We start from the raw sequence: 23,973 nt of genomic DNA on the forward strand, positions 1-23,973 counted from the left end.
CTCATGCTGAAAGCCGCAGTCTATCATCGCACGGCCTATCACTACAGCAGACCGATCCGACTCGGGCCGCAGATCATTCGTCTGCGCCCTGCGCCGCACAGCCGCACCAAGGTGCCCAATTATGCGCTGCGCATCGAGCCGGAGGGGCATTTCATCAACTGGCAGCAGGATCCGCACGGCAACTGGCAGGCGCGGCTGGTCTTTCCGGACCCGGTCGATCGCTTCGTGGTCGAGGTCGATCTGCTGGCCGATCTCGACGTCATCAATCCCTTCGACTTCTTCGTCGAGCCTTATGCCGAGAATTACCCATTCACCTATGACGAGGCGCTGGCCGGCGATCTTGCCGCTTATTTCGAGATGGAGCCGCAGGGGCCGCTCTTCGAGAAGCTGGTCGCCAGCCATGCCGGCCATGAGGGCCGCACGATCGACTTCCTCGTCGAGGTCAATCGCCAGCTCCAGCAGCGCATCGGCTATGTGATCCGCATGGAGACCGGCGTGCAAACGCCGGAAGAGACGCTGCAGGTCGGCATCGGCTCCTGCCGCGACAGTGCCTGGCTGCTGGTTCAACTGGTCCGCCGCCTCGGTTTCGCCGCGCGCTTCGTGTCGGGCTATTCGATCCAGCTCGTCGCCGACGTCGAGCCGGTGGATGGTCCCAAAGGCGTCGCGAAGGATGTGGTAGACCTGCACGCCTGGGCCGAAATCTATGTGCCGGGCGCGGGCTGGATCGCGCTCGATGCAACGTCAGGCATGTTTGCGGGTGAAGGGCACATCCCGCTTTGTGCGGCACCGCATTATCGTTCCGCCGCACCGATCGAGGGTATGGCGGAGCCGGCCGAGGTCGATTTCGACTTCGAGATGCGAGTCTCGCGCATTGCCGAGGCGGTGCGCATCACCAAGCCGTTCACGGACGACCGCTGGGCTGCGGTGCAGGCGTTGGGCGAGCGGGTCGATGCCGATCTGCTGGCGCAGGACGTGCGGCTCACCACGGGGGGCGAGCCGACGTTCGTGGCGGAAAATGGCGGTCAGGAAGATGAATGGAACGGCGGCGCCGTCGGCCCGACCAAGCAGGGCTATGCCGACAAGCTCACCCGCGCCCTGCGCCAAAAATTTGCTCCGGGCGGCATGCTCCACCACGGTCAGGGCAAATGGTATCCGGGGGAAAGCCTGCCGCGCTGGGCCTATGCGATCTACTGGCGCAAGGATGGCGTGCCGGTATGGCGCGACGCGGGCCTTATCGCGAAGGAGGATGGCGAGGGAAAGCCGAACGCGACCACCGAACTGGCGGAGCGCTTCCTGGCCGCCATTGCCTCCGGCCTCGGCGTCGGCGCCGCCTACATCGCGCCGGTGTACGAAGATGACATCGAATGGTCGAAAAAGGAGGAGGATCTCCCGGTCAATGTGACGCCGGAAGAGTCCAAGCTCTCGGACATCGAGGCGCGCGAGCGGATGAAGAAGGCCTTCGAACATGGTCTGGTCAATCCGATCGGTTTCGCGTTGCCAATCCAGCGCTGGCAGGCAGCGCAGGCAGTGCCGCGCTGGATGAGCGAAGTCTGGCAGGTGCGGCGCGGCAGGCTCCATGCCGTTCCCGGCGATAGCTCGATCGGTTATCGCCTGCCGCTCGGCGCACTGCCTTACGTGCCGCCGGCCGCCTTCCCCTATATCCATCCCCGCGACACCAGCGAGGCGCGAGAGCCGCTCGCCGACTATCATGTCGGACGCACGGAGCGCGCGCTGCCCGATCCGCGCGAGCAGAGGATGCTGGCGCGCGGCGAAAACACCGAGGCCGCGCGACAGCAACGCGTCGAGCAGGAGATTATCGAAGGCGCGGTGCGCACCGCGATCACCGTCGAGCCCAAGGCGCACTATCTTTCGGTGTTCCTGCCGCCGGTGAAAGAGCTGGAGGATTATCTCGAGCTTGTGGCCGAGGTCGAGGCGGCCGCCGCCGCGCTCCGGATCGAGGTGCGGATCGAGGGCTACGCCCCGCCGCCTGATCCGCGGCTGCAGGTGCTCAAGATCACGCCCGATCCCGGCGTGATCGAGGTGAACGTCCAGCCCGTCTCGACCTGGGCGGAGGCGGTCGACCTTACCGAATCGCTCTACGACATCGCCCGCGAACAGAAGCTCACGGCCGATAAGTTCATGGTCGACGGACGCGCGGTCGGCACCGGCGGCGGCAATCATCTCGTACTCGGCGGCCCCAGCATCGGCGATAGCCCGTTCATTCGCCGGCCGGACCTGCTCAAGAGCTTCGTGCTCTATTGGCAACGTCATCCCGCGCTGAGCTATCTCTTCTCGGGCATGTTCATCGGCCCGACCAGCCAGGCGCCGCGCATTGACGAGGCGCGGCATGACGGACTCTACGAGCTGGAAGTGGCGCTGGCGCAGGTGCCTGCACCCGGCCAGGGTGAAGCACCGCTGCCCTGGCTGGTCGACCGGCTGTTCCGCAACCTCCTGGTTGACGTGACCGGCAACACCCACCGCACAGAGATTTGCATCGACAAGCTCTTCTCGCCCGATGGGCCGACCGGGCGCCTCGGCCTCGTCGAGTTTCGCGGCTTCGAAATGCCACCGGACGCGCGGATGAGCCTGGCGCAGCAGCTTCTGCTGCGCGCGCTCACCGCGTGGTTCTGGCGCGAGCCGCAGGAGGGATTGCTGGTCCGCTGGGGCACGCGGCTGCACGACCGGTTCATGCTCCCGCATTTCGTCTGGGAGGATTTCCTCGATGTGCTCGGCGATCTGCGCCGGGCCGGCTATGATTTCGACCCCAACTGGTTCGAGGCGCAGCGCCAGTTCCGTTTCCCCGTCCATGGCGTGGTGCGTGCGGGCGGTGTCGATCTGGAGATCAGCCATGCGCTCGAGCCCTGGCATGTGCTGGGCGAGACCGGCGCGATCGGCGGCACGGTGCGCTATGTCGACAGCTCGACGGAGCGACTGCAGGTGCGGGTCAGCGGCCTCGTCGAGGGACGGCACATTGTCGCCTGCAATGGTCGCCGGGTGCCGATGGCGCCGACGGGCGTTTATGGCGAGGCGGTCGGCGGTATACGCTACAAGGCCTGGGCGCCGGCCGACTGCCTGCATCCACGCCTGCCTGTCAATGCGCCGCTGACCTTCGACCTGTTCGACGCCTGGAGCGGGCGCTCGCTCGGCGGCTGCGTCTATCATGTGGCGCATCCGGGCGGGCGCAATTATGATGACGTGCCGATCAACGCCTATGAGGCGGAAGCCCGGTGCAAGGCGCGGTTCCAGGATCATGGCCATACGCCCGGATCGATGGCGCTGCCGCCCGAGGAGAGGACGGGAGAATTTCCTTTGACGCTGGATCTGCGCAGGCCCGCGACCCTGTGAGCGACATGCAAGGCGCGACGGTCGAGACGGACATCGATCTCGCCCTGCGCCGCTATCGGCGCGAGGCGAGCCGCAGCGACCTCATGCTGAGCGCGCGGGACGAGACCGGCATGGCGCAGCACTGGGCAGACATGCTGGCGGCGCTCGCGGCGCCGGAGCGCGGTAGCCTCGCGGCGCTCAACGAGCGGGCCGGCCAGCAGGTGCTCGACCTCGGCATGGCCTTCCGCCTGACCGGCGAGGTCGAGGAGCGGGTCTGGCCGCTCAGCCCCATTCCGATGTTGCTGCACGCCTCGCAATGGCAAGGGCTTGAGAATGGCCTCGCCCAGCGCGCCGACCTGCTCGAAGCCGTGCTCGGCGACATTTATGGCGAAGCGCGGCTGGTGGCTGATGGGGTGCTGCCCGCCGCGATCATCACTGGCAGCCCGGAATATTGGCGGCAGATGCATGAGGTTCCGCCGCCGCGCGGGCACCGGCTGCAATTTTACGCAGTCGATCTGGCACGCGGACCGGATGGCGAGTGGCGCGTGCTGGCCGATTACGTCCGAGCGCCCGTCGGCGCCGGCTATGCGTTGGAAAACCGCCTCGCCATGACGCGCGCGACGGACGACGCCCTGGGGGCGATGAACTTTGCGCGACTGGCGCCATTCTTCGCGGACTTCCGCCAGGGTCTGGCGGCGATCAGCCCGCGCAGCGATCCGCGCATCGCGCTCTTGACCCCAGGCCGGCTCAACCAGAGCTATCCCGAGCAGGCGCACCTCGCGCGCTATCTTGGTATCCTGCTGGTCGAGGGCGACGATCTGACGGTGCGCGATGGCCAACTTCTCGTGCGTACGATCGAGGGCGTGAAGCGAATCGATGGGCTCTGGCGGCGGATGGGCACGGATCTTCTCGACCCTCTCGCATTCGACGCACGCTCGACCATCGGGGTGCCGGACCTGTTCGAAGCGATCCGGCACGGCAATCTCGCAATGGCCAACTGGCCGGGCGCTGGCGTGGTCGAGACGCCGGCGCTGGCGGCCTTCCTGCCGCGCCTGTGCGAGACACTGCTCGGCGAACCGTTGCGCATCCCCAACGTCGCGACATGGTGGTGCGGTCAGGAGACCGAGCGGGCCTATGTTCGGGACCGTGTCGATATGCTGGTCGTCGGCTCGGCGTTCGGTCGGCCCATTCCCGCCATTCCGCACGGTCGCATCCGCCTGGCAGCGCGACTGACCAGGGAGGAGCGAGCGACATTGCTCGCCGAGCTGGACAGGCGGGCAATGGACTATATCGGACAGGAACTCGTGCAGCTGTCGACCACGCCCGCTCTGGTCAATGGCGAGCTGCTGCCGCGACCCTTCATCCTGCGCGCCTTTCTTGCTCGTGATCCGGAGGGACGGTGGCGCGCCATGCCGGGAGGATTCGCGCGCCTCGCCGCCCATGATGACATGCGCGCCGTGCTGATGGGCGAGGGCGACATGTCGGCCGATGTGTGCATCGTGGCGGACGAGCCGCAAAGCTCGATGACCCTGCTCGAAAGCGCGCCGGTGACGATCCGCCGGATCGCGGGCACATTGCCAAGCAAGGCGGCGGACAACTTCTTCTGGCTGGCGCGCTATCTGGAGCGTGGCGAGATGGTGCTGCGCATGGTGCGCGGCCTGATCGGCGGCAGCATCGAGGGGGAGACGGGATCGAGCCTCGACCAGATGACGCTGGACCGGGTCGCCAGCACGCTGATCGCCTGGGGTGCGGCGCGCAAGGATGCGCTGAAGGCGGGGATGAACACCCTTTGCGTCGATGCGCTTGGCGATCCCGCGATGCCGGGCAGCGTCCACACCTTGTTCGCGGTGGCCGAATCGATCGGACGAGGGCTACGCGAGCGCCTCGCGATCGACTTCTGGCGCTTGCTCAACCAGCAGATCGGCTCGGTGAGGCAGGGGCAGACGCCTCTGCTCATCGCCCATGTCGCGCGCCTGCTGGATCGCTGCGCGGCGCTGTCGGGTCTCGCCGCCGAGAACATGGTGCGGGGCGCCGGCTGGCGTTTCCTCGACATGGGGCGGCGGATGGAGCGAGCGATCCACATCTGCCGGCTGGTCAAGACCTTCGCCAGCGATCAGGCCAGCGCGCACGACCTCAATCTGCTGCTCGATCTGTGCGATTGCCAGATCAGTTACCGCACGCGCTATCTCGCCGGGCTCGCGCTGGTGCCGGTGCGCGACATGCTGGTGCTGGAACCGGGCAATCCGCGCTCGCTCGCTTTCCAGGCCGATACGATCCTGGAGCATCTGCTCGCCCTGCCGACCCTGCGCGACGATGGCATGCCGGAGCCACCCGTGCAGCTGGCCACGGCCATCGCGGCCCGCCTGCGCGCCACGGATGCCGTGACTCTGACCGCCGGCGACCTCGACGCCATCGAGCAGCTTTTCCTCGACCTGTCCGACCGGATCAGCGATCGCTTCTTCCTGAAAGGCGAGGACGCGCCGCGCGCTTCCGGCATGACGAGGCTCGCATGAAGGATATGGCATGAGATACAAGGTCAGCCATATCATCCGCGTCGACTATGAACCGCCGGTGCGGGTGGCGCATTTCAACCTGCGGCTGATGCCGATCGACTGGCCTGGCCAGCGTGTCGAGTCCTATAAGCTGGCAATCGATCCGTTGCCGGAGAAGCGCGAGGAGCGGGCTGGCGCCTATCCGTTCAACCTGACACGGGTGGAAATTCTCAAGCCCGTCAAGACGCTCGAAGTGCGATCGACCTTCATAGCCGATGTCGGCGATGCCCAGCTCGACCTTGCTGTCCAGACCATGTCCATCGCGGATGTCGCGCAGGCGGCGCTGGCCGAGCGCGATGCCGGCCTGATGGCACCGGCGCATTATCTGTTTCCATCGCGCCTGCTGCCGCTGGTCCCCGAGATCATGGCGTGGGCGAGGCCGCAACTGCCGTCCGATGCCGATTGCCTGACCGGCGGCCTGGCGCTCGCGCGGGCGATCAAAAGCGGTTTCGTCTATGACACCAAGGCGACCGAGGCGGATACGCCGGTCGAGGATGCCTTCTCGATCCGGCGCGGCGTATGCCAGGATTTTGCCCATGTGCTGATCGTCGCGCTGCGCTCGGTCGGTCTGCCGGCCGCCTATGTGAGCGGTTATCTGCGCACGTATCCGCTGCCGGGCCAGCCGCGCCTGGTCGGCGCCGATGCGATGCATGCCTGGGTTGCGCTCTGGTGCGGGCCGCAGCGCGGCTGGGTTGGTATCGATCCGACCAATGGCGTGTTGGCCAATGCCGATCATCTCGTGGTCGGCATGGGGCGGGACTATTCGGATATTTCACCGATCGACGGGGTGTTCGTAGGTGGTGCGTCGCAGAAGACGTACAATTCGGTCGATGTATCGCCGATCGATGCGCGACTGGCGGTGAGCTGAGCACGAAAAAGGCGCCGGAGACCCGACGCCGTTTCGTAAAATCCAGAAGACTGGATTGAAGGTTTAGCCGAGCGCGGCGACGCGCTTGGTGAGGCGGCCAAACTTGCGCGAGGCAGTGTTCTTGTGAAGCACGCCGCGGGCGACGCCACGCGCCATTTCCGGCTGGGCAACGGTGAGCGCAGCCTGAGCCGCCGTCTTGTCGCCGGCCTCAAGCGCCGCTTCGACCTTCTTGACGAGCGTGCGGATGCGGCTGGTGCGCGCACCATTGATCGCGGCGCGGTTCGCGTTGCGACGGATGCGCTTCTTTGCCTGAGGCGTATTGGCCATTCTGTTCCTCGAACTTGAATCTGTTGATGTGCGCAGCGCGAATCCATGGGATGGACCCAGCAAGCCCGCGCGAAGGCCGGGCCATTAGCTGTGAATGGGTTGATCGTCAACCGCCTTGTGTGGCGTGAATATGTGCAAATGCAATCCTTTCGGCGTGCTGGAAAGGTCAGTCGTCCCCCTGATGAGTGTCGCTTAGTGACCGGAGCGGGAACGACGCGTCGCACCCGACGTTTTCCGCACGTCGAAAATCAGAAGAGGACGCACTCATGTTTCGATCCAAGCTATACGTCCCGGCTGCCGCCGGGATGGCGATGATGCTCGCGCTCGGTATGCCAGCGCACGCCGAAGGCAAGGCGGACCGTGCCCGGACCGCGATCGCTCATGCCGAGGGCCGCATCCAGGCAGGTGACGCCGCCGGCGTCGCCACCACATTGCCGGAGCGGCAGGCCGAAGCGCGCAAGGCGCTGAACACGGCCAAGGAAGATCTCTCCGCCGGCCGCAAGGAAGAGGCGATTGCAGAGGCCAATCGTGCGACCGCCATTGCGGAGGCGGCACTGGGCGAGGCTCAGAAGATCAAGACAGACCAGGCCAATGCCCAGGCGCAGCAGGCACAGGACATCCAGGCCCGCGCTCAGCAGGCCGAGCAAAACGCCTCGGTGGCCCAGGCGCAGGCCGCCGATGCCAATGCACGCGCGGCCAATGCGGAGCAGGCCGCGGCTGCATCGGCTGCGCGCGCCGATGTCGCGGTCGCAGCCGCCAACGCGGCTGCCGCCAATCAGGTTGAGACGACCGTGACCACTGAGACCAAGGCCCCGGTTACCAAAGCGCGGTCCGCCAGGAAGGTCGTGAAAGTGACCCGCAAGGCCGCCCCCCGCGTGGCCACGCGGACGGCGACCGAAACCACGACGATCACCACGCGCACACCGTAAACACTCCGGCCCGGCTTCCCCAGACGGAAGCCGGGTCAGTTTTGGATCATCCGAAGCGGCTCGCCCAATTTTCGGGCTTGAACCCGACAAGCAGCGGCCCCGCGCCCGTCACCACCGGCCGTTTGATGACTGACGGATGGGCAACCATCAGGGCAATGGCTTTCGCTTCATCAATGTCCACCTTGTCGCCATCCGGTAGCTTCTTGAATGTCGTTCCTGCCTTGTTGAGCAGCGACTCCCAGCCGCTCTCGCTGGTCCAGCCTTTCAGTTCCGCCGCGCTCGGCGGCACTTTCTTGTAATCGCGAAAGGCATAGGCGACGTCCCGGCTCTCCAGCCATATCCGCGCCTTCTTGACGGTGTCGCAATTGGGGATGCCGTGCAGGGTGATCGTCATCGAGGTGGCCATTGCTCCGTGTCGTGATCGGGATGCTGGTGATTGCTGGCAGCAATCAGCGGCGCTTCCTCGATCATATCTTCCTCGGTCGTGCCTTCGTCGGGCAGGTGGAGGAGGTCATCCAAGAAGGCGTGGCGTCCTTCCATGCCCACCTGCACCCGCGGCGGCGCGAGGCTGGGATCGTCGAGCGAGCCGATGGTGAGGCCAGTGCGCGGGCTGCCCTTGCCGCGATAGAAGAGCGGCGTGCCACATTGAGCGCAGAAGCCGCGATCGGCGAGATCCGACGAGGCGAAGATAGCGGGCTCGCCACGTGTCCAGACAAGCCTGTCGTTCGGCGCGCCAACCAGAGCCGCGAAAAAATTGCCGACCGCCTTCTGGCACATGCGGCAATGGCAGATATGGGCATTGTCCATGAGTTGGCTGGATGCGTAGCGCACCGCGCCGCACTGGCAGCCACCCGTGACCGCGATATCGAGACGGTTCACGCGGCCTCGCCCTCGCCCGCTACCTCGAACTTGTCGGCGAGCGTCAGCGTGTCGAGGATCGCGGCCGTCTCGTCGCGCACCTTGAGCATGATGCGGCGCAATTCGCATTCCTCCTCCGGCACGCAATTCTTGCATGGCTGGTGGGCGAAGCGGCTGGCGCAGGGGACGAGCGCGAGGGCGCCGTCAGTCAGGCGAAAGATGTCGCCATAGCGTATGTCGATCGGCGGCAGAGCGAGCCAGTAGCCGCCATCGCGGCCGCGGCGTGTCGCGACCAGGCCGGCGCGGCTCAGCTCCGAGAGGATGACGGTCAGGAACTTGCCGGGGATATTCTGCGCGCTGGCGATGTCAGCGAGCTGAATCGGCCCCTCGCCATAATGGCGCGCGAGATGCTGCAGCGCGCGGATCGAATAGCGAGTGCGTTGCGAAAGCATATCCACCTATTTGGCAGAGAATGCGCGCAGTGCAAGGGGGTTGGGCAACAATGCGTCACCCCAGCGAAAGCTGGGGTCTCCTCCGGACACGCAGCGCCCTGTCGCACGGGATCCCAGCTTTCGCTGGGATGACGTCAAATGATCAGGCCGCCACCTTGCGCCGCTCGGCCAACTCGTCGTTGAGCATCTCGGCCAGCAGGAAAGCCAGCTCGATGCTCTGACCGGCGTTAAGGCGCGGATCGCAATGGGTGTGGTAGCGATCCTCCAGGTCCATCTGGGTCACGTCCATGGCGCCGCCGGTGCATTCGGTGACGTTCTGGCCGGTCATCTCGACATGGATCCCGCCGCCGAAGCTGCCCTCGGCACGGTGCACGGCGAAGAAGCCGCGCACTTCGGCCAGGATGCGGTCGAACGGCCGCGTCTTGTAGCCGTTGTTGGTCTTGATGACATTGCCGTGCATCGGATCGCACGACCAGACGACCGGATGCCCCTCGCGCATCACGGCGCGGACGAGCGGCGGCAGGCCGGCCTCGATCTTGTCGTGACCGTAGCGGGTGATGAGCGTCATCCGGCCCGGCTCGCGCGCGGGATTGAGGATGTCGAGCAGGCGCAGCAGCGCGTCCGGGTCGAGGCTCGGCCCGCACTTCATGCCGATCGGATTGCCGACGCCGCGCAGATATTCGACATGGGCGCTGCCTTCGAACCGTGTGCGATCGCCGATCCAGAGCATGTGGGCGCTGGTGTCGTACCAGTCACCGGTCAGCGAATCCTGCCGGGTCAGTGCCTGCTCATAAGCAAGCAGCAGCGCCTCGTGGCTGGTGTAGAAGCTGGTCGCGCCGAGCTGCGGCACGGTATCCGGGCTGAGCCCGCAAGCGCGCATGAAGTCGAGCGCCGTGCCGATCTGGTCCGCCATCTCGCGGAATTTCCTCGCCCAGGGGCTGCGGCCCATGAAGTCGAGCATCCAGCCATGGACGCGGTCGAGGCTGGCATAACCGCCGGTCGAGAAGGCGCGCAGCAGGTTGAGCGTGGCGGCCGACTGATTGTAAGCACGGATCATCCGCTCGGGATCGGGCTCGCGACCTTCCGCCGTGAAGGCGATGTCGTTCACATTATCGCCACGATAGCTCGGCAGCTCGACGCCATCGATCGTCTCGGTATGGGCCGAGCGCGGCTTGGCGAACTGGCCCGCCATGCGGCCGACCTTGACGATCGGCAGCTTGCTGGCGAAGGTGAGCACGACCGCCATCTGGAGCAGTACGCGGAACGTGTCGCGAATATTGTTCGGATGGAACTCGGCGAAGCTCTCGGCGCAATCACCGCCCTGGAGCAGGAAGGAGTCGCCGGAAACGACCCTGGCAAGATCGGCCTTGAGGCTACGCGCCTCGCCGGCAAAGACGAGCGGCGGGAAATTGCCAAGCTGCGCCTCCGTCGCGGCCAAACTGGCCGCGTCGCGATAGCTGGGCATTTGCAGCCCTTCATGGTCCCGCCAGCTCGCGGGGCTCCAGTTCGCCGTCTTCATCTCAAGGCTCCATGCGTCCACGCGCCCCAAAATGGGGTGCGGCGGGCCGGGGGCAAGCCCCTACGCTTTCGGGGCCTGCGAAGCAAGGCGATTGCTTCCCCATCGTCCGGCCGTCCGGCAGCGAAGCGGGACCGGGATTATTGATCGATTGTCGAGCATGACTGCTGCTAAAATCATCGATATCGATATTCTAGATATCAGTTCTGCGATCTGATATGATCGACTCGTGATGACTTCGACTCAGATGCGCGCCGCGCGGGCTCTGCTCGGCATCGACCAGCGCCAACTGGCCGAACTGTCGGGCGTCTCGTTGCCCACGATCCGGCGAATGGAAACGAGTGATGGCAACGTCCGGGGCAATGTCGATAGCCTGGTCAAGGTGGTCGAGGCGCTGGGCCGGGCCGGCGTCGATCTGATCGGAGACGATGTGCCCAGCCCGGAGGGTGGCCGTGGCGTTCGCCTGCGCCTCCGCGCCCGGAGGGATCCGGCGTGAACGCGCGAGCTGCGTCGCCAAGCTTTGCCGAGCTCTACACACCCAAGCTGGTGACGGTGCTGCGCGAGGGATATGACTTTGCCGGGATTCGCGCGGATGCGGTGGCCGGCCTCACCGTTGCGATCGTGGCGCTGCCGCTCTCCATGGCCATTGCGATCGCCTCCGGCGTCAGCCCGGAGCGTGGGCTGTACACCGCGATTATCGGCGGCTTCCTCATCTCGCTGCTCGGCGGCAGCCGTTTCCAGATCGGCGGACCGGCGGGCGCCTTCATCGTGCTGGTCGCCGCGACGGTGGCACGGCATGGGCTGGAAGGCCTGCTGATCGCGACCTTCCTCTCGGGGCTCATGCTGATGACGGTCGGCTGGCTGCGCCTGGGCACCTTCGTCAAGTTCATCCCCTATCCCGTGACCGTCGGTTTCACCGCGGGCATCGGCATCATCATCTTCGCCAGCCAGATCAAGGATCTGCTCGGCCTGACCTTGTCCGGCCCGGAGCCCGGCGAGCTGATCCCCAAGATCGAAGTGCTGGCGGCTGCGTTGCCGACGGTCAATGCCGCGGCCGTCGGCATCGCGCTGGTCGCCATCGCGATCATCTTTGCCTGCCGTGTCTGGCGACCGCATTGGCCGGGCTTTCTCATTGCGGTCGCCGTGACGGCCGTGCTGGCCTTGGCGCTCCATCTTCCGGTCGAGACGATCGGCTCGCGCTTTGGCGGCATTCCGCGCGCGCTACCGGTCCCGCATCTTCCCGATCTCTCGCTCCCGCGCGTGACGGCGCTGCTCCCCTCGGCGCTGTCCTTCACCCTGCTGGGCGCCATCGAGAGCCTGCTTTCGGCCGTGGTGGCGGACAGCATGAGCGGCGGGCGCCACCGTTCCAATTGCGAGCTGGTGGCGCAGGGCGCGGCCAATTGCGCGTCCGCCCTGTTCGGCGGCCTCTGCGTGACCGGCACCATCGCGCGCACCGCCACCAATGTCCGCGCCGGGGCGCGCGGCCCCGTCGCGGGCATGCTGCATGCGCTGTTCCTGCTGGCCTTCATTCTGGTCGCAGCGCCGCTCGCCAGCTACATTCCGCTCGCCGGGCTGGCAGGATTGCTCGCGACCGTCTGCTGGAACATGATCGAACGCGACGAGATCACGACCTTGTTCCGTGCCTCGCGCGGCGCGGCGCTGGTGCTGGTCGTGACCTTCCTCGTCGTCATCTTCCGCGATCTCGGCCTCGGCATCCTGGTCGGTTTCTCGCTCGGCGCCATCATCACGCTGCAGCGCATGGCCCAGGCGGTCGCGATCGAAAGCGGCGCTCCGATAATCGAGGGGGATCGCGCCGACAGTGACAATGGCCCGAGCGTGATCAATCCTGCCGCCGGTGATCCGGACATCGCTTTCTGCCGCATTTCCGGAGCCTTCTTCTTTGGCTCGGCCGGCATGGTCGGCGCGACGCTGGACCGCCTCGGAGAGCATCCGCGCGCCTATGTGGTCGATCTTTCGGACGTGCCGATGCTGGATTCGACCGGTGCTGCAACGATCGAAAGCTTTGTGCGCAAGATCGGCCGGCGTCAGGCCAAGCTTTATATCAGCGGTGCGCGGGCGTCCGTGCGGCATGTGCTGTTCGCCCATGGCGTGAAGCCCCCGCATGCCCGTTTCTATGCCGACATGGGCGAGGCGATCGCGGCCGCGCGGGCAGGAAAAGCAGCCGAGGAAGAGACACTGCACTGAGCGGCGTGAGGCGCGCTCAATAGCCCCGGCTGAAATCGACGACATGCTCCAGCGGCTCGCCGGCGAGATAATGCTGCAGATTCTTGAGGAAGCGCTGGGCCCCGCGCTGGAAGGCGGTGGTCTGGCTTTGCCCCGAGAGATGCATGGTGATGAGCGTGTTGGGCGCCTTCCACAGCGGATGGTCGGCAGGCAGAGGCTCAGGCGTGGTGACGTCGAGGAAGGCGCCGCCGATCTGGCCGGAGTCCAGCGCGGCGATGAGCGCGGTCTGATCGACGAGGTCGCCGCGCGCGATGTTGACGATACGGGCGCCCGGTTTCATCGCGGCCAGCTCGGCCGCGCCGATGCTTTCCCTCGTCTCGCCAGTGTTGGGCGCGGCGATGATGACGAAATCATACTCGCCCAGCAGCGGGCGCCATTCATCCGGGCCGAGCACGTTCGGGTCCGGGTCGGGGCTGCGGCGCACGCCGGTCACCTTGACGCCAAAGGCCCGCAGCCGTGCGCCGATCTCCCGGCCGATCGCGCCATAGCCAAGGATGAGCGCGCTGCTGTTCATCATCTCGAAGCGCACCGGCGGCCCGTTCAGCCAGTCGGCGCGGTCGTGGGCGCGCACCACCACGTCGAGGCGTTTGGCGAGAACAAGCGCGCCCATCACCGCATATTCCGCGACGATGTCCGGCATCATGCCGGCCCCCGTGGTGAGGATCTGGCCGCGCTCGCGGATTTCCTTGGTCGGGAAGGCGTCGAGGCCGACACCGACCGTGTTGATCCATGTCGCGTTGATCGCGGCCTTGGGACCTGCGAAGAAGGCGCCGCTCGCCCAGTCGTCGAACCAGCCGATCTCGGCCTGCGGGGCGAGTTCCAGACATTCCTCAAGGCTTGAGAAGCCCTTCACCGCGACGCTGTCCGGCAGCATCGCCTCGAACTGGACGCGGAACTGCTCCGGGAAGACGATGAGGGGTTTGTGCGCCATCAGTCCAGCTTCCATTCCCAGCCCAGCGGATCGCCGTCCATCACCTCGATGCCCGAGGCGTTCAGCGAATCGCGGATGGCGTCCGACTCAGCAAAATCCCTGGCGGCGCGCGCTTCCCTGCGCTGGGCGAGAGCGGTCTCGATCTCGGTCTCCGCGATGGTGGCGGTGATGGGACGGAGGCGCAGGTCTGTGCGCGAAAGTGCGAGCAGGCCGAACCCCAGGACGGCGTCCATACGCTCGATCAGCGCACGCTTCTCCTCAACAGACACTTTCTTCATCGCCACGGCCTCGTCGAGCACGGTGAGGGCGACGGCGGTGTTGAGATCGTCACTGACAGCAGCGTCGAAGCTCGCGAGCAGCGACGCCAGCTTGGGGTGCGTGACAGCGTCAGCCGTCGCGATGTCCCTGAGCGGCGCAACCGCCATCACCATGCGCTTCAGCCGCGTCAGCGCCGCGCCGAGATTGTCCCAGCTAAACTCCAGCTCCGAGCGGTAATGCGCCTGCAGGCACATCAGGCGATAGGCGAGCGGGTGATAGCCGCGATCGACGAGCAGTTGCAGGCGCAGGAACTCGCCCGCCGACTTGGACATTTTGCCGCCGCGATCGATCAGGAAATTATTGTGCATCCAGATGCGCGCGCCGCTGTTCTGCGCGCAATCGAGCGTTCCATGATCATGATCGAAGCCCTGGATCGCCTGGTTCTGGGCGATCTCGTTGGGGTGGTGAATCTCGCGATGATCAATGCCGCCGGTGTGGATGTCGAAGGGAAGGCCGAGCTTCGCCTTGCTCATCACCGAACATTCGAGATGCCAGCCCGGCGCGCCGCGACCCCAGGGCGAATCCCACTCCATCTGGCGCGTCTCGCCGGCCGGCGTCTTGCGCCAGATGGCGAAATCGGCGGCGTGGCGCTTGCCCTCCACCTCCTCGATGCGGCCTTCTCCTTCGTCCGTGGTCGCGCGGGCAAGACGGCCATAGTCGGCGACGGTCGAGACATCGAAGTAGAGGCCGGAGTCGAGCTCGTAGCAATGGTCGGCGGCGATGGCTCTGGCCGCCTCGATCATCTGTGGGACATAGTCGGTCGCGACCGTCCAGCGATAGGGATCGCGTACGTTCAACCATTTGAGATCGCGCTTGAATTCACCGGTGTAGAAGGCGGCGATGTCCCACGCGGTCTTGCCCAGGTTCGCGGCGGCCCTCTCCATCTTGTCATCGCCTTCGTCGGCGTCCGATGTCAGATGGCCGACATCGGTGATGTTGATGACATGGCGCAGGGCATAGCCCTTGAAGGCGAGCGTGCGGCCGAGCGTGTCGGCGAACACATAGGCACGCATGTTGCCGATATGCTGGTAATTATAGACCGTCGGACCGCAGCTGTAGACGCGCGCCTCGCCGGGGTGGACGGGCGTGAACGGCTCGACCGCGCGGGTCAGGCTGTTGAACAGGCGCAGGGGGATGGGCTCGGTCATGGCGTGCTCATGTGAGCGGCGGGGACTTTTTTGCCAATAGCTAAAATCCGTTCGGGCTCGGCTCGTCGAAGTCTCTCCCTTCTAAGAAGAGGAACCTTAGACGGGCCCAGCGCGAACGGATTTTATGCAGACGGCATAATTGCCGAGCTGCGTTCAGCTTTTCGGTGAGAGCACCATCAGCATCTGGCGGCCTTCGAGTCGCGGATAGCTCTCGACCTTGGCAACTTCGGAGGTATTCTCGGCGACGCGCTGGAGCAGCTGCATGCCGAGTTGCTGGTGCGCCATCTCGCGGCCGCGGAAGCGCAGGGTGACCTTGACCTTGTCGCCTTCCTCGATGAAGTCGAAGACCTTCTTCATCTTCGTATCATAGTCATGATCGTCGATGTTCGGCCGCATCTTGATCTCTTTGATCTCCTGCGTGCGCTGGGTCTTGCGGGCAATATTGGCCTTTTTCTGCGCCTCGTACTTGAACTTGCCAATATCGAGGAACTTGCAGACCGGCGGATCGGCATTGGGCGAGACCTCGACGAGATCGAGACCGATTTCGGCAGCCTGCTCGATCGCTTCGCGCGTGAACATCACGCCAAGATTTTCGCCTTCTTCATCAATGACGCGCACCTTGGGCACATTGATGAATTCATTGTAGCGCGGGCCGTTCATCGGCTGGGGTGGCGCCATCGGGCGGCGCATCATCGGGGGAGGGATAACCAGTTCTCCTTAGGGTGGTTCTGTCGGTCTCTTAACTTAACGGTTTTTGAGCGCAACTTAAAGAGGCGCGGCTGAAAGAACACGCGGCTGCGGCGCCTATGCCACAATCCGGTTAACGTCCTTCGAATGCGGCGGGGCACTAAGGCGCAGCCGGACGATCCCGGTGCCATAGAGTGGCCGGCGCGCAATCCACTGGAAGGATGGGCAATCAGCGCAGATCCGGGGGCGTCGCCTCGGTAACGAGCTGGGCGATCAGATCGTCGATCTTCATCACCTTCTGATGCTCGTCCGAGCCGAGGCGGCGCAGGGCGACGGTGCCTTCCTCCGCCTCGCGCCGGCCGACGACCAGCAGGTTCGGCACCTTGGCGAGGCTATGTTCGCGCACCTTGTAGTTGATCTTCTCGTTGCGCACGTCGGTGTCGACGCGCAGCCCGGCGGCGCGCATCTTCTCCGCGACCTCATGGGCATAGTCGTCGGCATCCGAGACGATCGTTGCGACGACGGCCTGCACCGGTGCGAGCCACATCGGAAACTTGCCGGCATGATGTTCGATCAGGATGCCAATGAATCGCTCGAACGTCCCCAGGATCGCACGGTGGAGCATGATCGGGCGATGGCGTTCGCCATCCTCGCCGACATAGCTCGCGTCGAGCCGCTCGGGCAGCACCGTGTCGGTCTGGATCGTGCCGCACTGCCACGTCCGGCCGATCGCGTCGGTCAGGTGGAATTCGAGCTTAGGCGCATAAAAGGCGCCTTCGCCCGGCAGCTCCTCCCAGCCATAGGCCTCGGTGGCGCGGCCCGTGGCGGCGACGGCGTTACGCAGGCTCTGCTCGGACCAGTCCCACATCTCATCGCTGCCGAAGCGCTGCTCCGGCCGCAGGGCGAGCTTGATCGCATAGCTCTCGAAGCCGAGATGCTTGTAGACGCTGTCGAGCAGATCGCAGAAGGCCGCGACTTCCTCGACCAGCTGATCCTCGCGCACGAAGATATGGGCGTCGTCCTGCGTGAACTGGCGCACCCGCATGATTCCGTGCAGCGCGCCATGCGCCTCGTTGCGGTGGCAGCAGCCAAACTCGGCCATGCGCAGCGGCAGGTCGCGATAGGATTTGATTCCCTGCTTGAAGATGAGGATGTGCGCGGGACAGTTCATCGGCTTGAGCGCCATCCACTCGGCGGCGTCGGAGACGACAGGGCCCTCATCCTGCGTGTTCGGCACCTCATCGGGAATGACGAACATATTCTCGCGATATTTGCCCCAGTGGCCGGACTGCTCCCATTGGCGCGCGTCCATGATCTGCGGCGTCTTCACTTCGTGATAGCCTGCCTTGTCGAGCCGGCGGCGCATATAGGCCTCCAGCGCGCGCCAGACGATGTAGCCCTTGGGATGCCAGAAGACCGAGCCATGCGCTTCCTGCTGGAGGTGGAACAGGTCCATCTCCTGGCCGATCTTGCGATGGTCGCGCTTGGCGGCTTCCTCCAGGCGCAGCAGATGCGAATCGAGCTGCTTCTTGTTGAGCCAGCCCGTGCCGTAGATGCGTGAGAGCATGGCGTTGCGCTGGTCGCCGCGCCAGTAGGCGCCCGAGACGCGCGTCAGCTTGAAGGCCTGCGGATCCAGCTTGCCGGTCGAGGCGAGATGCGGGCCACGGCACATGTCGAGCCAGTCACCGCCGGACCAATAGACCGTCAGATCCTCGTCGCCGGGCAGCTCGGCCGCCCATTCCGCCTTGAAGCTCTCGCCCTGGCTCGCCCAGCGCTCGATCAGCGCCTCGCGGCTCCAGACCTCGCGGCGCAGCGGCTTGTCGGCAGCGATGATCTCGCGCATCTTCGCCTCGATCGCCGGCAGGTCCTCCTCGGTGAACGGGCCGCGATCCTTGGGCGCAGCCACGTCATAATAGAAGCCGTCGTCCGTCGATGGGCCGAACGTGATCTGCGTGCCGGGGAAGAGACTTTGCACCGCCTCGGCCAGGACATGCGCAAAATCGTGGCGGACGAGCTCCAGCGCATCCTTCTCGTCCTTCGCCGTGACGAGGGCGAGCTGGGCGTCGGCCTCCAGCGGCCGCATGATGTCGTAAAGCGCGCCGTCGACCTTGGCGGCCAGCGCCGCCTTGGCGAGTCCCGGGCCGATGTCGGCCGCGATCTGCGCCGGGGTGGTCCCGCGCGCGACTTCGCGCTGCGAGCCATCGGGGAGCGTGATCTTCAGTAGTTCCGTCATCGGTTTCGTCCCTGTCTGCGGACCTGCCCCTAGGCAAGCCCGGCCCGATTGAAAAGAGGCTGGAAAGGGATGGGATCGCCGTTCGGCCCATTCCCTCGCCGGGGTGGGCCTCTGGCTGCTTGCGTCAGATCGTGGCGCGCGTGCCGAGACCCCCCGGAGTGGTCCGGGTGGTTATTGTCGTCGTGGTGATGGCGATCGGCCTCGGCATGGGCGGCTTCATAGCAGCCGAAGGTTAAGCTGTCATCTCCGGGATCGTGTGTGCGAGGAATCGCGCTAGCCCGGGAGCGCATGATCAGCGTCGTCGCCTCAATGTAAATGACGCTTGACTAAATATATCGGCGTTTGTAAAGTTTGCTTATCTATATGACAAGGAAACCATCCAAACCTCTCAACCTGCAACCTCGCACCGCAGGTGAACGCAAATCCAGCGACGCGGGCCACGCATCCCCGACCCAATCCCCAATCAGGACATTGCCATGACGAACTCGACCGCAGATATGCCCGAAGCCTACCCGGCCCGCACGCGTCGGCTGAGCGCCGTCATCATCGCCTTTCCCATCGTCCTGATCGGAGGCGGGGTAGCGCTCAAGGCGCTGCACCTCGGCTGGATCGGCCTGGTCGGCTATCTCGTACTGGCCATGATTATGACGGTGGCGCTGGTCCGCGCGGCACAGGCCCGGGCCAAGGCGACAGGCTGCGCCAGTCCGGCGATGATCCGCTACAATAATCGCATGATGGTCGCCTCCATGCTCTACATGGCGATCCTCTTCCTCTCGATCTTCGCTTTCAAGCATTGGCACCTTGCGGGACCATTGCTCTGGGCCGCGGCGATTGCCACGGCGGCGCCGGTCCTCGGCATGGTCTGGGCGATGGCGCGGCTGGTCATTGAGGAGAGCGACGAATATCTTCGCTCCCGAATCGTGCGGCAGGCTTTGTTCGGCCTGGGCGGACTGCTTGCGATCGGCACGGTCTGGGGCTTTCTCGAGCAATTCGAGCTGGTGCCGCATGTCCCGGCCTGGGCGGTGGTGCCGGTGTTCGCGCTCGGCCTGGGCGTCTCGAACCTCATCTTTCGCGGCGACAAGGCATGAAGAACCGCCTCAAGGTGCTTCGCGCCGAGCGCGACTGGAGCCAGCAGGATCTGGCCGAACGGCTGGAGGTCAGCCGGCAGAGCGTCAACGCCATCGAGACCGGCAAATATGATCCCTCGTTGCCGCTGGCGTTCCGGATCGCGGATCTCTTCGAAATGACAATCGAGCAAATCTTCTCGCGGGACTAGGCCCCGCCCACGTCCAAGGAGCTTTCCATGACCATGATCCAACGGCTTGCCTTCGCCATGCTGGCGACGGCCACCATCCCGCACATACTCGGCACGCCGGCGTACGGCGCTGAAATCGCAGTATCCGGAGCGATCTCTGAACAACATGACCGTTTCACGGTCGAGCGGATCGGCGATTCAGGGCCGGACGTCATCCTGATCCCCGGTCTCGCCACGCCGCGTGAGGTTTACGCCGGTCTCGCAGATGCGCTCAGGGGCACGGCGCGGCTGCATCTGGTCCAGCTGCGCGGCTTCGCGGCAGGCGACCCCGGGCCAAATGCGCAGGGCGGCGCCATCGCCGGCCTGACCAATGGGCTCGCCGACTATATCGCCTCCCACAAGCTCAGCCACGTGCGGCTAGTCGGCCATTCGCTGGGCGGCTTGGCTGCGCTTCGGCTCGCCCGGCTGCATCCCGCCAATATCGATGGTGTCATGATCGTCGATGCAATGCCCTTCATCGGCACCCTCTTCATGGGCCCTGCTGCGACCGTCGAGGCGGCCGCGCCACAAGCGGCGATGATGCGCGACCGGATGCTCGCCATGGCGGCGGCCGGAGGGAAGCTGCCGCCCGCGACAGATCTCGCCGCGAGCCAGGATGGCAAGGCCAAGATCACCCAATGGACCGCCGCTGCCGATCTGCGCACAGTGGCAATGGCAACCTACGAGGATCTGACAACGGATGAGCGTTCCGGTCTTGCGACCATTTCAGCACCGCTCACCATCGTCTTTCCCTGGTCTGGCGCCACGGACGCGCCGACGCGCGCGGCCTATGAGGCGGCATATAAGGCGGTGCCCAAAATCCGGTTCGTGCCGGTTGCCCAGAGCGGCCACTTCGTGATGCTCGACCAGCCGGCGGCGTTTGCAGCGGCCGTACGCGACTTCATCGCCGCGCATTGAGGCGGCGGGCTTCGGGACGGGGCAAAGCCGGCTACGGTGCGCTAAAGAATGTTTCCGTGTTCGGGCGGTGCGGCGCCCGGTACGGAACAGGAGCTTCTTGATCTGGAGTCCATGATGAAATTTCGGCCTCTCCTGATTGCCCTGTGCCGCCGCAGTGCTCCTGACCGCCGGCGCGCAGGCACCCGCCGCCCGCGCGCCACGGGTGGCTGTCGCGAGCATCAATGACCTGCGTCAGCCACTGCCCTACCCCTATGACGAGGGCGCCAATGCCGATGCGGCGGTCGCGGCCGCCAGGAAGCAGGCGAAGGCGCAGGGCAAGAAGCTGATCATCGACCTGGGCGGCAACTGGTGCGCGGATTGTCGCATCCTCGCCGGTGTCCTGGAGCTGCCCGAGGTCAAGGCATTCGTGCACAAGCATTATGTGGTGGTGATGGTCGACGTCGGCCGGTTCGACAAGAATGCGCAGGTCGCCCGCCCCTATGGCATCACCTCCCTCAAAGGCGTGCCGGCATTGATGATCGTCGATCCGAAGACGAACAAGCTGATCAATGGCGCGGCGCTGTTCGCGCTGGCCGACGCGCGCAACATGACTCCCCAGGCGCTGGCCGACTGGTTGGCGAAGTGGGTGGGGGCTTAGACCCTACGATCTCTCGCTGCGCGAGCAGCGCCAACTCACCACGGAGCCCCCAACCTTTTCCTCTGGAGACCAGGTGCTTGGGGGGTCAGGGCCGCGTCGGTGACGGCGTCGGCCGGGGCGTCGGAGTCGCAGCCGGACGCTGCGTGGGGGCCGGCTGGCGCTGGCTGCGGCCGAGCACGTCGTCGATCCAACGCTGGTCGATCTTCTGCGGTGCGCCGGTCTCGCCGGTCTGGTCCGGGGTGGGACTGCTGCTTGCGCCCGGGTCATCGCCCTGATCGGCTGGCTGCTCCTTGGGCATGCCGTCCTCGTCGACCATCATGCCATTGTCGGGCTGGCCATAGGCCTCGTCGTCCGGCTCCAGCTGCCATTCGGGCAAGGTGACGGCCGTGTCGAAATTCTCGATGGGACGGTTGGCGGTCGCAACCTTCATATAGGCGGCGAAGGCCCGGGCCGGCGCGCGGCCGCCGGCAAGGCCGGGGATGGCGCGATTGTCGTCGCGGCCCATCCAGACGCCGGTGGTGAGTCCGCTGGAAAAGCCGATGAACCAGCCATCCTTGTTGCTGGTCGTCGTGCCGGTCTTGCCCGCGACCGGACGGCCGATCTGCGCGGCGCGGCCGGTGCCGGTGTTGACGGCGGTCTGCATGAGGTCGGTCATCCCCGCCGCGACCCAGGGCGCCACCAGCACACGGCTGGTGTCGTCCTTATGCTCGTAAAGCACTTCGCCATCGGCAGTGGTCACCTTGAGGATGCCGTAGGGCTTCACCGCCACGCCCTTGCGCGCGACGCTGGCGAAGGCTTGGGTCATGTCGATCACATGCACTTCCGAGGTGCCGAGCACCATCGAGGGATGCGTGTTGATCGTCGTCGTGATGCCGAAGCGGCGCGCCATGTCGGCGACCGAGGCGAAGCCCACTTCCATGCCGAGCTTGGCCGCAATGGTGTTGATCGAATAGGCGAAGGCGGTGCGCACGTCGATCTCGCCGACATTCTTGCGGTTGTCATTGCGCGGGCTCCAGCCGTTGATCGTGACCGGGCTGTCATTGACGTGCGTCTCGGGCGTATAGCCGCTCTCGAGCGCGGTCAGATAGACGAACAGTTTGAAGGAGGAGCCGGGTTGGCGCTCGGCCGTCGTCGCGCGATTATAGTTGGAGCTGATATAGTCGAGCCCGCCGACCATCGCGCGCACCGCCCCGTCTCGATCGAGGCTGACGAGCGCACCCTGGGCGCCGCCCGGCGCATTGGCCTGGATCGCCGCGACGGCCGCGCGCTGCAGGCGCAGGTCGATCGTCGTATAGACGTCGAGCGGCTGTTCCTTATCCTCGATCAGATTGTCGAGCTGCGGCAGCGCCCAGTCGGTGAAGTAACGCACCGAATCCTGCGCCTTTTCGGGCGCCATCTTGACGTCCTTGAGGTCGACCGCGGCACGCTCGGCGCTGGAGATGTCGCCATTGGCCTGCATCACGTCGAGCACCACACCCGCCCGGCCTGCTGCCGCCTCAGCGTCGGCGGTCGGCGCGTAAGCCGAAGGCGCCTTGACGAGGCCCGCGATGATCGCGGCTTCGGCGAGGTTCAGCCGGGTCGCGGAATGATCGAAGAATTTCCGGCTGGCCGCGTCGACGCCATAGGCGCCGCCGCCGAAATAGACCTTGTTGAGATAGAGCTCGAGGATCTGCCGCTTGCTGAACTTGCGCTCGAGGGCCAGCGCCAGGATCATCTCGCGCAGCTTGCGGCCGGCGGAATAGCTGTTGTTGAGGAAGATGTTGCGGGCGAGCTGCTGGGTGATGGTCGAGGCGCCCTGCAGGCGCCGGCCTTCGCCCCGCCGGATATAGCCCATCCACACTGCGCGGGTCATGCCGACCGGGTCGACGCCCGGATGCATGTAGAAGCGCTTGTCCTCCACCGAGACGAGCGCGCGCGTCATCACCTCGGGGATCTGGTCATAGCTCAGCCAGCGGCCATAGCTCGGCCCCAAGGAGACGATCACCGTGCCGTCGGCGGCATGGACGCGGATCATCTGCCCGTTGGGCGAGCTTTTCAGCGCGTCGAAGCTCGGCAACGACTGCATGGCGATGACGACGGCGATCGTCAGCGCGATCAAGCCGCCGACGGCAAGCGCGATCCCTGTCTTGAGGATACGGAAAAACCACAATCGCACGCGGCTTACCGATTCTGCCTTGGCCATGCCTCGCCCTGTATTGCTCGCATACGACACTACAAGCGTCCCCCGGCTTTACAAGGGCTGAATGACGCGCAGCGGAAAGCGAGCGTTAGTCGTCCTTGGGCTCGAAGTCGAGCGACGCGCTGTTCATGCAGTAGCGCAGACCATTGGGGCCGGGGCCATCGGGAAAGACATGGCCCAGATGCCCTTCGCAGCGGGCGCAGCGCACCTCGACGCGGCGCATGCCGAGGCTGTTGTCGGCAACCACGTCGACGACGTCCTGCTCCATCGGCGCGGTGAAGCTCGGCCATCCCGAGCCGCTGTCATATTTATGGCCGCTGTCGAAGAGCGGCAGGCCGCAGCCCGCGCAATGATAGATGCCCGCTGCCTTGTTGGCTTCATATTCGCCGGTAAAGGCCCGCTCGGTGCCATGCTCGCGCAGCACATGATATTGCTGGGGCGTGAGCTTCTCGCGCCACTCGGCGTCGGTGAGATCCAGTTTTTCCATGGCGCGAATATCGGGTGCGGCCGACGCAGCGTCAATGGCGCAGGCAGGATGAAAAAGGGGCGAAACTTTCG

General features: G+C 65.4%; 21 protein-coding genes. 10 read left to right on the forward strand and 11 right to left on the reverse strand.

Going from position 1 to position 23,973, the window contains the following annotated elements; translation table 11 throughout:
• Positions 1-3 precede the first annotated feature (3 nt).
• The 3 genes from KK488_RS05255 to KK488_RS05265 are packed head-to-tail and all read left to right on the forward strand — an operon-like array spanning position 4 to position 6,744.
• Complete coding sequence (locus KK488_RS05255) at positions 4-3,345, forward strand: transglutaminase family protein (RefSeq protein ID WP_214622097.1); 3,342 nt, start codon at positions 4-6, stop codon at positions 3,343-3,345.
• 5 nt (positions 3,346-3,350) lie between these two features.
• Positions 3,351-5,837: a circularly permuted type 2 ATP-grasp protein gene (locus KK488_RS05260; protein WP_214622297.1), complete on the forward strand. Its 2,487-nt coding sequence runs from the start codon at positions 3,351-3,353 to the stop codon at positions 5,835-5,837.
• A 10-nt stretch (positions 5,838-5,847) separates the two neighbouring features.
• The gene (locus KK488_RS05265) at positions 5,848-6,744 is read left to right on the forward strand and encodes a transglutaminase family protein (RefSeq protein WP_214622098.1); all 897 of its coding nucleotides are present in this window, start codon (positions 5,848-5,850) and stop codon (positions 6,742-6,744) included.
• 63 nt (positions 6,745-6,807) lie between these two features.
• On the opposite strand, the gene rpsT is transcribed toward KK488_RS05265, so the two are convergent.
• On the reverse strand, positions 6,808-7,071 hold the full coding sequence (rpsT, locus tag KK488_RS05270) for a 30S ribosomal protein S20 (protein WP_214622099.1): 264 nt from the start codon (positions 7,069-7,071) through the stop codon (positions 6,808-6,810).
• Between the two features lie 266 nt (positions 7,072-7,337).
• Here rpsT and KK488_RS05275 point away from each other — a divergent pair, with 266 nt between their 5' ends.
• On the forward strand, positions 7,338-8,000 hold the full coding sequence (locus KK488_RS05275) for a hypothetical protein (RefSeq protein ID WP_250890100.1): 663 nt from the start codon (positions 7,338-7,340) through the stop codon (positions 7,998-8,000).
• A 46-nt stretch (positions 8,001-8,046) separates the two neighbouring features.
• Here KK488_RS05275 and KK488_RS05280 read toward each other — a convergent pair whose 3' ends face one another.
• From KK488_RS05280 to KK488_RS05295, 4 genes are all read right to left on the reverse strand, one after another.
• Positions 8,047-8,394 (reverse strand): arsenate reductase, encoded by a 348-nt coding sequence (locus KK488_RS05280; RefSeq protein WP_214622299.1) that lies wholly within the window; start codon positions 8,392-8,394, stop codon positions 8,047-8,049.
• Entirely contained in the window at positions 8,391-8,879 is a 489-nt protein-coding gene (locus tag KK488_RS05285; RefSeq protein WP_214622100.1) for a GFA family protein, read from the reverse strand. The genes KK488_RS05280 and KK488_RS05285 overlap by 4 nt, the downstream gene beginning before the upstream one ends.
• The gene (locus KK488_RS05290; RefSeq protein WP_214622101.1) at positions 8,876-9,310 is read right to left on the reverse strand and encodes an RrF2 family transcriptional regulator; all 435 of its coding nucleotides are present in this window, start codon (positions 9,308-9,310) and stop codon (positions 8,876-8,878) included. Before KK488_RS05290 ends, KK488_RS05285 begins: the two co-directional genes overlap by 4 nt.
• A gap of 142 nt (positions 9,311-9,452) precedes the next feature.
• A complete protein-coding gene (locus KK488_RS05295) occupies positions 9,453-10,829 on the reverse strand; it encodes a class II 3-deoxy-7-phosphoheptulonate synthase (protein WP_214622300.1) in 1,377 nt (458 codons plus the stop codon).
• A 226-nt stretch (positions 10,830-11,055) separates the two neighbouring features.
• On the opposite strand from KK488_RS05295, the gene KK488_RS05300 reads away from it, so the two are divergent.
• Together KK488_RS05300 and KK488_RS05305 are read left to right on the forward strand one after the other, a co-directional pair.
• Positions 11,056-11,322: a helix-turn-helix domain-containing protein gene (locus tag KK488_RS05300; RefSeq protein WP_214622102.1), complete on the forward strand. Its 267-nt coding sequence runs from the start codon at positions 11,056-11,058 to the stop codon at positions 11,320-11,322.
• Positions 11,319-13,031 carry a SulP family inorganic anion transporter gene (locus KK488_RS05305; RefSeq protein ID WP_214622103.1) on the forward strand — a complete coding sequence of 571 codons (1,713 nt, stop codon included), beginning with the start codon at positions 11,319-11,321 and terminating at the stop codon, positions 13,029-13,031. The genes KK488_RS05300 and KK488_RS05305 overlap by 4 nt, the downstream gene beginning before the upstream one ends.
• Positions 13,032-13,047: 16 nt before the next feature.
• On the opposite strand, the gene KK488_RS05310 is transcribed toward KK488_RS05305, so the two are convergent.
• From KK488_RS05310 to thrS, 4 genes are all read right to left on the reverse strand, one after another.
• A complete protein-coding gene (locus tag KK488_RS05310; protein WP_214622104.1) occupies positions 13,048-14,001 on the reverse strand; it encodes a D-2-hydroxyacid dehydrogenase in 954 nt (317 codons plus the stop codon).
• Complete coding sequence (cysS, locus tag KK488_RS05315) at positions 14,001-15,467, reverse strand: cysteine--tRNA ligase (RefSeq protein ID WP_214622105.1); 1,467 nt, start codon at positions 15,465-15,467, stop codon at positions 14,001-14,003. Before cysS ends, KK488_RS05310 begins: the two co-directional genes overlap by 1 nt.
• Positions 15,468-15,620: 153 nt before the next feature.
• Positions 15,621-16,160 carry a translation initiation factor IF-3 gene (gene infC, locus KK488_RS05320; protein ID WP_214622106.1) on the reverse strand — a complete coding sequence of 180 codons (540 nt, stop codon included), beginning with the start codon at positions 16,158-16,160 and terminating at the stop codon, positions 15,621-15,623.
• Positions 16,161-16,383: 223 nt separating this feature from the next.
• The gene (gene thrS, locus KK488_RS05325) at positions 16,384-18,387 is read right to left on the reverse strand and encodes a threonine--tRNA ligase (protein WP_214622107.1); all 2,004 of its coding nucleotides are present in this window, start codon (positions 18,385-18,387) and stop codon (positions 16,384-16,386) included.
• Between the two features lie 497 nt (positions 18,388-18,884).
• Here thrS and KK488_RS05330 point away from each other — a divergent pair, with 497 nt between their 5' ends.
• The 4 genes from KK488_RS05330 to KK488_RS05345 all read left to right on the forward strand — a co-directional run bounded on the left by KK488_RS05330 (position 18,885) and on the right by KK488_RS05345 (position 21,236).
• On the forward strand, positions 18,885-19,475 hold the full coding sequence (locus KK488_RS05330) for a hypothetical protein (RefSeq protein ID WP_214622108.1): 591 nt from the start codon (positions 18,885-18,887) through the stop codon (positions 19,473-19,475).
• Positions 19,472-19,663, forward strand: coding sequence for a helix-turn-helix transcriptional regulator (locus tag KK488_RS05335; RefSeq protein WP_214622109.1), 192 nt, complete (start codon positions 19,472-19,474; stop codon positions 19,661-19,663). The genes KK488_RS05330 and KK488_RS05335 overlap by 4 nt, the downstream gene beginning before the upstream one ends.
• Before the next feature lie 27 nt (positions 19,664-19,690).
• Entirely contained in the window at positions 19,691-20,599 is a 909-nt protein-coding gene (locus KK488_RS05340; RefSeq protein WP_214622110.1) for an alpha/beta fold hydrolase, read from the forward strand.
• A gap of 154 nt (positions 20,600-20,753) precedes the next feature.
• Positions 20,754-21,236, forward strand: a complete 483-nt coding sequence (locus KK488_RS05345; RefSeq protein ID WP_349356853.1) for a thioredoxin family protein — start codon at positions 20,754-20,756, stop codon at positions 21,234-21,236.
• A gap of 85 nt (positions 21,237-21,321) precedes the next feature.
• On the opposite strand, the gene KK488_RS05350 is transcribed toward KK488_RS05345, so the two are convergent.
• Both KK488_RS05350 and msrB read right to left on the reverse strand, forming a co-directional pair.
• Positions 21,322-23,418 carry a transglycosylase domain-containing protein gene (locus tag KK488_RS05350; RefSeq protein WP_214622112.1) on the reverse strand — a complete coding sequence of 699 codons (2,097 nt, stop codon included), beginning with the start codon at positions 23,416-23,418 and terminating at the stop codon, positions 21,322-21,324.
• 85 nt (positions 23,419-23,503) lie between these two features.
• Positions 23,504-23,902, reverse strand: a complete 399-nt coding sequence (gene msrB / locus KK488_RS05355; RefSeq protein ID WP_214622113.1) for a peptide-methionine (R)-S-oxide reductase MsrB — start codon at positions 23,900-23,902, stop codon at positions 23,504-23,506.
• Positions 23,903-23,973 lie beyond the last annotated feature (71 nt).

The organism is Sphingobium nicotianae (genome assembly GCF_018603885.1).
Classification (GTDB): Bacteria; Pseudomonadota; Alphaproteobacteria; order Sphingomonadales; family Sphingomonadaceae; genus Sphingobium; species Sphingobium nicotianae.

Excerpts from the sequence above, each read along its gene's own strand:
- KK488_RS05255 (WP_214622097.1), top strand. The coding sequence starts at position 4 with ATGCTGAAAGCCGCAGTCTATCATCGCACGGCCTATCACTACAGCAGA.
- KK488_RS05260 (WP_214622297.1), top strand. The coding sequence starts at position 3,351 with ATGCAAGGCGCGACGGTCGAGACGGACATCGATCTCGCCCTGCGCCGC.
- KK488_RS05265 (WP_214622098.1), top strand. The coding sequence starts at position 5,848 with ATGAGATACAAGGTCAGCCATATCATCCGCGTCGACTATGAACCGCCG.
- rpsT (WP_214622099.1), bottom strand. The coding sequence starts at position 7,071 with ATGGCCAATACGCCTCAGGCAAAGAAGCGCATCCGTCGCAACGCGAAC.
- KK488_RS05275 (WP_250890100.1), top strand. The coding sequence starts at position 7,338 with ATGTTTCGATCCAAGCTATACGTCCCGGCTGCCGCCGGGATGGCGATG.
- KK488_RS05280 (WP_214622299.1), bottom strand. The coding sequence starts at position 8,394 with ATGACGATCACCCTGCACGGCATCCCCAATTGCGACACCGTCAAGAAG.
- KK488_RS05290 (WP_214622101.1), bottom strand. The coding sequence starts at position 9,310 with ATGCTTTCGCAACGCACTCGCTATTCGATCCGCGCGCTGCAGCATCTC.
- KK488_RS05295 (WP_214622300.1), bottom strand. The coding sequence starts at position 10,829 with ATGAAGACGGCGAACTGGAGCCCCGCGAGCTGGCGGGACCATGAAGGG.
- KK488_RS05310 (WP_214622104.1), bottom strand. The coding sequence starts at position 14,001 with ATGGCGCACAAACCCCTCATCGTCTTCCCGGAGCAGTTCCGCGTCCAG.
- cysS (WP_214622105.1), bottom strand. The coding sequence starts at position 15,467 with ATGACCGAGCCCATCCCCCTGCGCCTGTTCAACAGCCTGACCCGCGCG.
- infC (WP_214622106.1), bottom strand. The coding sequence starts at position 16,160 with ATGATGCGCCGCCCGATGGCGCCACCCCAGCCGATGAACGGCCCGCGC.
- thrS (WP_214622107.1), bottom strand. The coding sequence starts at position 18,387 with ATGACGGAACTACTGAAGATCACGCTCCCCGATGGCTCGCAGCGCGAA.
- KK488_RS05330 (WP_214622108.1), top strand. The coding sequence starts at position 18,885 with ATGCCCGAAGCCTACCCGGCCCGCACGCGTCGGCTGAGCGCCGTCATC.
- KK488_RS05335 (WP_214622109.1), top strand. The coding sequence starts at position 19,472 with ATGAAGAACCGCCTCAAGGTGCTTCGCGCCGAGCGCGACTGGAGCCAG.
- KK488_RS05340 (WP_214622110.1), top strand. The coding sequence starts at position 19,691 with ATGACCATGATCCAACGGCTTGCCTTCGCCATGCTGGCGACGGCCACC.
- KK488_RS05350 (WP_214622112.1), bottom strand. The coding sequence starts at position 23,418 with ATGGCCAAGGCAGAATCGGTAAGCCGCGTGCGATTGTGGTTTTTCCGT.
- msrB (WP_214622113.1), bottom strand. The coding sequence starts at position 23,902 with ATGGAAAAACTGGATCTCACCGACGCCGAGTGGCGCGAGAAGCTCACG.